Origin of the sequence: Gordonia sp. (in: high G+C Gram-positive bacteria) (genome assembly GCF_020438995.1) — a bacterium.
Taxonomy (GTDB): Bacteria; Actinomycetota; Actinomycetes; order Mycobacteriales; family Mycobacteriaceae; genus Gordonia.
The window spans coordinates 1-8286 of the sequence record NZ_JAGQTN010000199.1; the positions used below are offsets into that span (position 1 = coordinate 1).

The 8286-nt window shown below is 66.6% G+C and carries 10 protein-coding genes; 8 read left to right on the forward strand and 2 right to left on the reverse strand.

The genetic code is table 11. The features are described from left to right. A partial coding sequence (locus KDB67_RS14570; protein WP_291016950.1) for an NAD(P)/FAD-dependent oxidoreductase occupies positions 1 to 896 on the reverse strand: 896 nt, incomplete at its 3' end. A 331-nt stretch (positions 897 to 1227) separates the two neighbouring features. Here KDB67_RS14570 and KDB67_RS14575 point away from each other — a divergent pair. From KDB67_RS14575 to KDB67_RS14610, 8 genes are all read left to right on the forward strand, one after another. Beyond that, on the forward strand, positions 1228 to 1656 hold the full coding sequence (locus KDB67_RS14575) for a cupin domain-containing protein (RefSeq protein WP_291016953.1): 429 nt from the start codon (positions 1228 to 1230) through the stop codon (positions 1654 to 1656). Then, positions 1653 to 2285: a TetR/AcrR family transcriptional regulator gene (locus KDB67_RS14580; RefSeq protein ID WP_291016955.1), complete on the forward strand. Its 633-nt coding sequence runs from the start codon at positions 1653 to 1655 to the stop codon at positions 2283 to 2285. The genes KDB67_RS14575 and KDB67_RS14580 overlap by 4 nt, the downstream gene beginning before the upstream one ends. A 113-nt stretch (positions 2286 to 2398) precedes the next feature. After that, a complete protein-coding gene (locus KDB67_RS14585; protein WP_291016958.1) occupies positions 2399 to 2980 on the forward strand; it encodes a YdhK family protein in 582 nt (193 codons plus the stop codon). A 198-nt stretch (positions 2981 to 3178) separates the two neighbouring features. After that, positions 3179 to 4099: an ABC transporter ATP-binding protein gene (locus KDB67_RS14590; RefSeq protein ID WP_291016961.1), complete on the forward strand. Its 921-nt coding sequence runs from the start codon at positions 3179 to 3181 to the stop codon at positions 4097 to 4099. A 39-nt stretch (positions 4100 to 4138) separates the two neighbouring features. Further along, positions 4139 to 4906 carry an ABC transporter permease gene (locus KDB67_RS14595; RefSeq protein WP_291016963.1) on the forward strand — a complete coding sequence of 256 codons (768 nt, stop codon included), beginning with the start codon at positions 4139 to 4141 and terminating at the stop codon, positions 4904 to 4906. Between the two features lie 19 nt (positions 4907 to 4925). Then, positions 4926 to 6035, forward strand: coding sequence for a sensor histidine kinase (locus KDB67_RS14600; protein ID WP_291016964.1), 1110 nt, complete (start codon positions 4926 to 4928; stop codon positions 6033 to 6035). Beyond that, positions 6032 to 6640, forward strand: a complete 609-nt coding sequence (locus KDB67_RS14605; RefSeq protein WP_291016967.1) for a response regulator transcription factor — start codon at positions 6032 to 6034, stop codon at positions 6638 to 6640. Before KDB67_RS14600 ends, KDB67_RS14605 begins: the two co-directional genes overlap by 4 nt. A gap of 46 nt (positions 6641 to 6686) precedes the next feature. After that, the gene (locus KDB67_RS14610; protein ID WP_291016969.1) at positions 6687 to 7457 is read left to right on the forward strand and encodes a YggS family pyridoxal phosphate-dependent enzyme; all 771 of its coding nucleotides are present in this window, start codon (positions 6687 to 6689) and stop codon (positions 7455 to 7457) included. Between the two features lie 4 nt (positions 7458 to 7461). Here the strand turns inward: KDB67_RS14610 and KDB67_RS14615 are convergent, their stop codons facing one another. Beyond that, the gene (locus KDB67_RS14615) at positions 7462 to 7932 is read right to left on the reverse strand and encodes an FHA domain-containing protein (RefSeq protein ID WP_291016970.1); all 471 of its coding nucleotides are present in this window, start codon (positions 7930 to 7932) and stop codon (positions 7462 to 7464) included. Between the last annotated feature and the right edge of the window lie 354 nt (positions 7933 to 8286).

An 8286-nucleotide genomic window follows, 5' to 3' on the forward strand; every position in this document is an offset into this window, starting at 1 on the left:
CTGGCCTCCTGTTCGGAGAACAGTTCGGCGAAGGAGGCGAGCCAGAGCTTGAGCGAGCCGTCCTCCCAGATCTGGTTGATGTGCTCGTGCCGCTGCTCCGGGGTGAGATCGGCCCAGGCGTGTTCGAAGTCATATTCGAAACCGGTGAAGGTGTGCGGGACGGTGTCGCGGATCTCCGCAAACCGGTTGTGGTACCACTCATGTTCTACGGGACCGTATTTCGGGTTCTTCATCGGAATCGAGTACTGCGGTGTGCGGATGAAGACCTTCATGTGGCCGACCTCCGGGGCAATCGTCTGGATCACCTGGATCCCGGTGGCGCCGGTGCCGATCACCGCGACGCTCTTGCCCTTGACTTCGACGCCTTCTTTCGGCCAGCGCGAGGTGAAGACTATCTGGCCGCCGAAGCTCTCCTGGCCGTCGAAGACATCGGTACGCGGTGCTGACAGCATGCCGGCACAGGTGATGAGCAGCCGGGTGTCGATGGTTTCGCCGGTGTCGGTGGCAACCAGCCAGCGGCCGGTGTCCTCGTTGAAGACGGCGCTCTGGATCCGGGTGTTGAAGGTGTAGTCGTCGCGGAGTTCGAGCTGGTCGGTCACGTAGTGCAGCCACTGCTCGATCTCCGGCTGCCCGGGGAACTTCTCGCTCCAGGACCAGCCCTTGTACAGCTCTTCGTTGAACAGGTACTGGTAGATGTAGGCCTCGGAGTCGAACCGCGCACCGGGGTAGCGGTTCCAGTACCAGGTTCCGCCGACGTCGCCGCCGGCCTCGTAGCCGTGCACGTTCAGGCCGAGTTCGCGGAGTTGGTACACCTGGTAGAGCCCGGCGACCCCGGCCCCGATGACGAGAGCGTCGAGGGTCGTAGTAGCCGAAGGGGCATCTGCGGTCAGCGTCATGGCGATCATTCCCGTCGTGGTGAGGGTGTGCGTTCGTGTCAGTGGCCGCGAATCAGATGATGCGGTGGCTCACAGATGATCAGTGTTGTGTGCTGCATCACTCATGAATGTGTCAGTGCTGACACAATTTCGTCTTGGTCATCCCCACACCCGATACGCGGCTGGTCGTCGTTCACTCGCCGGATTCGACCACGGTCGAGATGCGGTCTTGCTCGCTCTTGAGGTCACCGGAGCCACTGCTCGCGAACGTCGGCGTCCTCTTGATTCGAAATATAGTTGCAGTATGAGGTAACCAATACAATTGGACGCAACCATTTCAGGAGCAGCAGCCATGACCATCGCCATCACTCCCGCCGGCGCCGGCGGGCTCTCCGTTCTCGGCGAGACGCTTCGTCCGCTCACCCCCGGCTACGGAGGCATCGAGATCTTCGAGACCAGCGGCCCCGCGCAGGCCGGACCACCGCCCCACCGTCACCCCTGGGAAGAGATCTACTTCGTGCTCGAGGGCACGCTGGAGCTGTTCGACGACGGCTCGTGGAGCACCGCCTCCGCCGGCGCCACTGTCACGGTCCCGCCCAACCAAGTCCACTCCTACCGGCTCGGCAGCGCCGAGACCCGCTTCCTCACCATCACCGGGCCGGGTGCTGCGCGGCAGTTCTTCGAGGAGATGGACGCCGAGATCACCACGCTTCCGCCAGACATCGGGCGGGTGCTGAAAGTCGCCGGGCGCAATGGACTCGACGTGGTTCTTCCCGGATGACAGGCACGCGGACCCGCACCTACGACAGCCCGCACCGTCAAGCCCAGCAAGAGGAGACCCGGCGCCGCATCGTCGAAGCGTTCATCGAGCAGCTCGCCGACCCCGGCACCACCGATCTGTCACCCTCGGCAGCGGCGCGCGCAGCCGGCCTCTCGGTGCGAACGGTGCACCATCACTTCCCCGACGCCGATGCGCAGCACGCGGCGGTCGCCGAGGCGTTGGAGGCGCGGATGTTTCCCGTTCCCGTCGTGCTGCCGACGACGCCGGCCGAACTCGTCGAGATGGTGCGCGAGGTCTACCGAGCTGCGGAAGACCACCTACCACTGTTGCGGGCGCTGGTGCGCAGTCGGGTCGGTACCGACGTTCGACGACGGCGCCGCGCGGCCCGATTGCAGGCCATCCAGGACGTCGTGGCCGGTGTCGGCAGCGGTGAACAAGAGTACGGCGACGCGGTAGCCGTGATCTCGTTGTTGGCCAGCGCCGACGCCGGGGTCACCCTCGCCGACCAGTACGGACTCACCCTCGCCGAGGCCGGTCGTGCGTGCGCCGCCGCGACCCGAGCGGTGCTGGCCGACCTCGGCGCCGACCTGTCGCCGGCCGCACGCTCAATGGACCATTCGCGCCGGTAGTGGGCGGACCGCAATTGTGCGCCCATGTCGGTGGCCCGCCACCGTCAACCGACGGTGGCCATATACCCCTTAGGGGTATAGCGTGGGGCGGGACGACGATGACGGGAGATCGCATGTACAAGCGTCTGGCAGGCGCCCTGGCCGCGGGAGTGATCGGCGGCGCGCTGATGCTGACCGGCTGTTCCGGCGACGACGATGCCGCGTCAAGTACCACCGGCATGCACGACCACGGCAGTACGTCGGCCATCGATCATTCGGGGACGGGTCACCCGGCCGACGGCGGTCCGGCGCCCGCGGGTATCCAGGGCGCCACCAACCCGACGTACGCGATGGGCACCGAGGTGACGCTGACCGCCGATCACATGACCGGCATGAAGGGCACCAAGGCAACGATCGTCGGGGCCTTCGACACCTACACGTATTCGGTGAGCTATACCCCCACGACCGGCGGTGCCCGCGTCACCGATCATCGCTGGGTGGTGCAGGAAGAACTCAAGGACGCCGGCGACAAACGCCTCGCCGACGGCACCGAGGTCACCCTCCTCGCCGACCATATGACCGGCATGAAGGGCGCCAAAGCCACCATCGACCACTCCACCGACGAAACCGTGTACATGGTCGATTTCGAAGCCGGCGCCATGACGATGACCAACCACAAGTGGGTCGTCGACAGCGAGATCCGCCCGGCGCCCTAGATCGCCTGGCAGTCCGGCACCGAAACCGGCGTCAGCGCCCGAGACGGCGCCGTCACAAACCCCACCGCTGAGCGGTGGCATCGCAATTATTGTCATGCCGACGCCCAGCGGTGGGGTTTGTGACCATGACAGATGTCATGCCCAATTCCTGACATCCGTTCTACGTCCGCAACACCGGATCCGGGCAACGTTGTGGACATGATCAACACACCGGCAATCGCACTGACCGACCTGCGCAAGAGCTTTCGAGGACCCGGCGATGCCACGATCACCGCGGTCGACGGCATCGGACTGACCATCGCTCCCGGCGAGGTGGTCGCCTTCCTCGGCCCCAACGGCGCTGGCAAGACCACCACCCTCGACATGGTGCTGGGCCTGACCACACCGGATTCGGGCACCGTCCGGATCTACGGCACATCCCCGCGCGAGGCCACTGCGAACGGGCGCATCGCGGCGGTGCTGCAGAACGGCGGGTTGCACCCCGATTTCACGGTCGCCGAGACCGTCGAGATCGTGGCCTCGTTGCACGGACGCCTCGACGATGTGGGCACCGTGCTGCATGCGACCGGCCTCACCGGCCTCGCCGGACGCAAGGTGTCCCGCTGCTCGGGCGGCGAGCAGCAGCGGATCAAATTCGCCCTGGCCACCCTCCCCGACCCCGACCTGCTGATTCTCGACGAACCGACCGCCGGCATGGACGTCGACGCCCGCCGCGCCTTCTGGGCGACGATGCGCACCGACGCCGCCGCCGGGCGCACCGTCCTGTTCGCGACGCACTACCTGGAGGAGGCCGACACCTTCGCCGACCGGATCGTGCTGATCGCGGGGGGCCGGATCGTCGCCGACGGACCCACCGCCGACATTCGCACCATGGCCGGACGCCGGGTGGTGTCCGCGATCGTCGACGACGACGAGATCGCCCGACTCACCGGGCGGCTACCGGGCGTGGAGATCATCGAATACCGCGGTGGCAGAACTTATCTCGCCGCTCCTGATTCCGATGTGCTGGCTCGGTCCCTGCTCACCACCACCGGCGCACGGGAGGTGGAGATCGCGAGCCACAACCTCGAAGACGCGTTCCTCACCCTCACCGCAGGCACCTCCGGGACCCGATCGTGACCTGAAACCCACTGAGCCACAACGTAGAAGGATTTCCACATGACCACCACGCTCCCTCTCGGAATGTCGGCGACATTCCTGCGCACCGATCTTCGCCGCGTACTGCGCAACCGCCGCGCACTGATCTTCGCGGTCATCATGCCCGCGGTGCTGTATCTGGTGTTCGGTGCCACCCAGAAGTCCTCCGACACAGTCGGATCCGGAAACGTCGCGTTCTATGTGCTGATCGGTATGGCCATGTACGGGGCGATCATCGCGGCCGCGTCGAACGCGGCGTCGGTGGCGCTGGAACAGGAGTCGGGCTGGACGCGCACCCTGATGATGACCCGGCTGCGACCCACCGGCTACGTGGCGACCAAAGTGATTGTGGCACTGTCGATGGGCGCGCTCCCGATGCTCGTGCTGGCCGTTGCGGGCCTGACAACCGGCGCCGACGCCCCGGCCGGGGTGTGGATCGCATGTCTGGCGTTGGGCTGGCTCGGTTCAGCCGTGTTCGCGGCGTTCGGGCTGACGGTCGGCGCGCTGTTCCGGTCCGACGGTGCGATGCAGGTGATGGGTGGCGGCATCGCGCTCCTGGCGTTCGCGGGGAACGTCTTCGTGCCGCTGCAGGGCACCATGCTCACCATCTCGCAGTTCACCCCGATGTTCGGTGTCGTCAGCATCGCCCGCTACCCGCTCGATCACGGCATGACCGCCTACGACGAACACATCTCCCTGACCGTGGCCATCGTGAACGTGATCGTGTGGGCCGCGGTCTTCACCGCGACCGCCACGTTCTACTACACCCGCAGCACGCGCCGCCAGTGACCGATACGCTCGACAAGCGATGACCACAGGCAGAACACGACTACGCAATACCGGCCGGTGGGCGCCGTGGCGTGATCTGCGCTGGGCGTTCATCGCCATCTGGCTGGTCTTTCTCGGCTATCCGATGGCCTCGCTGGTCTCGGCGGATGTGTCCGTCACCGCCAAGGTGATCGGCTTCATCCTGCTGGCTGCATTCGCCGGCGTCTACCTCGTCACCTCGGTACATGTGTTGTCCGGACCACCCGGTCGTTCGCGGGAGGGTCTGATCGCCCTGGTCGTGCTCACCGCGATCACCGCCGCCCTCACCCCGACGATCCACGAGAACGCGCTCGGCACGGGACCGTTCCTGATGGCGGTGGCGGCGTTCACGTTTCCGCTCGGCTGGGCGGTCGTCGTCATCACCGCGCTGCTGGCGGCGACGCTGCTGATCCCCACCTGGGCGTCGTGGGGGTCGGACACGAATATCGCGATAATCATGACGGTCGTCGCGTTCACGATGCTGGGCATCCGCTTTCTGCGGTCCCGCGAAACGGAACGGGAGGAGGCCGCCGAAGCGCAGCGCGCCCTCAACGAACGCCTGGCGGTGGTGGCCGAACGTGAACGTCTGGCCCGCGATGTCCATGACATCCTCGGCCATTCGCTGACCGTCATCACGGTGAAATCGGAATTGGCGGGCAAACTTCTCGACCGCGACCCCGAGCGTGCGCGTGTCGAACTCTCCGATATCAACACCATTGCCCGGCAGTCACTTTCGGAGGTACGCGCCACCGTCGGCCAGATGCGCACACCTGATCTTCCGACGACGCTGGCCGCGGTGACGACGGCCCTGCGCGCGGCCGGTATCGACGCCGAGGTCCCCGAATCGGTACCCGACGGTATTCCCGACGTATTCACGTGGGTACTGCGCGAGGCGGTCACCAACGTGGTGCGTCACAGCGGTGCGACGCGCTGCGAGATCGAACTGACTCCGCAATCGATCATGGTGCGCGACAACGGTTCCGGAATGCATGATGCCGCGTACGGCAACGGCCTCGACGGTCTGTGCGAGCGCGTGGAATCGGCGGGCGGGCAACTGACCCTCGAATCCGGTACGGACGGAACGACTCTGCGAGCGGAGATCGAACCATGACGATCCGGCTACTGCTCGCCGACGACCAGGCGCTGGTGCGGGGCGCACTGGCCGCCCTGCTCGACCTGGAATCCGACCTTGAGGTGGTGGCACAGGTCGGGCGGGGCGACGAGGTGGTGGCGGCCGCGCTCGCGTCGTCGGCGGACGTGTGCCTGCTCGATATCGAAATGCCGGGCGCCGACGGTATCGAGGCCGCCGCCGCGCTTCGGGAGGCCGCGCCACAGGTGCGGTCACTGATCGTCACCACGTTCGGGCGGCCCGGCTACCTGCGTGGTGCCGTCGACGCCGGTGTGACCGGTTTCGTCGTCAAGGACACCCCGGCAGCCGAACTCGCCGACGCGGTGCGGCGCGTGCACGCCGGGCTGCGCGTGATCGATCCGACGCTGGCCACCGAAAGTCTCACCAGCGGCGACAATCCGCTCACCGCGCGCGAATGCGAGGTGTTGCGGGCGGCGTTGTCGGGTGCGCCGGTCGCGCAGATCGCCGCACAGGTGCATCTGTCGGCAGGTACCGTCCGTAACCACCTGTCGGCGGCCATCGGCAAGACGAACACGGCCACCCGCGCCGAAGCCGCACGCGTCGCGCGCGAACGCGGCTGGATCTGACCGCCGCGACCTCAGCCGGATCAGGGACGGGCGCTAACGTTGATCCATGTCCGTTCCCGCACCGCACCCGTTCGCGTCCACCACCGCCGAGTTCGCCGCCAATCTCGCCGCCGTGCAGGCCAACATCGCTGCGGCCGCCGAACGAGCGGGCCGCTCGGCCGACGAGGTCCGGCTGCTGCCGGTCAGCAAGACGGTGCCCGAGGACCGGCTGTGCCTGGCGATCGCCGCTGGATGTCATCGGTTGGGCGAGAACAAGGTTCAAGAAGCCAAACGCAAATCCGAGAGCCTGGCGAGGTTGGGCGTCGATTGGGCGGTCATCGGGCATCTGCAGACCAATAAGGCCAAGGATGTGGCGTCGTTCGCCACCGAGTTCCAGGCCCTGGACAATCTGCGGGTTGCGCAGGCACTGGACCGGCGACTGACCGACCTGGGCCGCACCCTTGAGGTGTACGTGCAGGTCAACACCTCGGCGGAGGAATCGAAGTTCGGTCTGCCACCCGAGGAATTGGCAGGTTTCCTGCGGGAGCTACCCCGGTACGAGACGTTGAGGGTACAGGGTCTGATGACGCTGGCCCTGTTCACCTCCGACACCGACCGGGTGCGGGAATGCTTCCGGACCCTGCGCACGCTCCGCGACCGGATGAGGGAGGAATCCCCCGACCTCATCGGGACCGGCGAACTGTCGATGGGCATGTCCGGTGACTACGAACTGGCCATCGAAGAGGGCGCCACCTGCGTCCGCGTGGGCCAGGCGATATTCGGTGCCCGCAACACCCCCGACAGCAAATACTGGCCTCCTACCCGACCGCATGACTGATTGATCAGGCTTTCACATAGGCGGATTCGAACATTACGGTCCGGCCGCCGGCCCGGATACGCGAACCCGGAATGAGAATGTGCGGACGCCCCGGTGCGAGCCTGACCTCCACCGTGTTGGGCGTCGAGACGTACGTGCCGTTGGCCGAATGCAGATCCAGGATCTGGACCGTCCACTCGACGAGCCGGAACTCCACATGCTTACGTGACAGCAATCCAGAATCGTCCCGGACCTGGACCAACCTGGGCGCGCCCTGCGGTTGCGCGCCCGGACCCGACCCGGTGAGCCGGCCCAGCACCAGGGTTTCGTCGAGGAGGATCTCGGGGCCCTGATCGAGGATCAGCCGGCCCAGCGGAGGCCGCTCCCCCTTGACCAGCACCCCGGGGCCCAGCGCGAGCGGCTGCCTGCACTCGGCACACCAGCGCGCCTCGGGATGATTGAGATGACCTTGGGGACAACGTATTCCGTAGGCCATCGGGCGAGAATGCGCGACATCGGTTACTGCGTCGACACCGCCGGAAGACGGACCGGACCGTTGTACCCGCGGCTCAGGCGGGCCCGGCTGCGCAATGTACGCCTCATCGAATCTCGTGGGCGCTGCCCGTCCTGGACCTGCGGGAGCAGGTCTCGCCGGTGGCGTGTGCTTGGCACCCAACGGTTCGGTGTCCCCCGGTTCAGCGTCCCCCGGTTCAGCGTCCCCCGGTTCGCTGCTTCTCGGTCCGGCGACAGCCGGTGCATCCCCGGGCAACGGTTCGGTGGCAGCCAGATCTTCCGGTGACCACGGCTCGGTGCCGCCCAGAGCTTCCGGTGACCACGGCTCGGTGCCGCC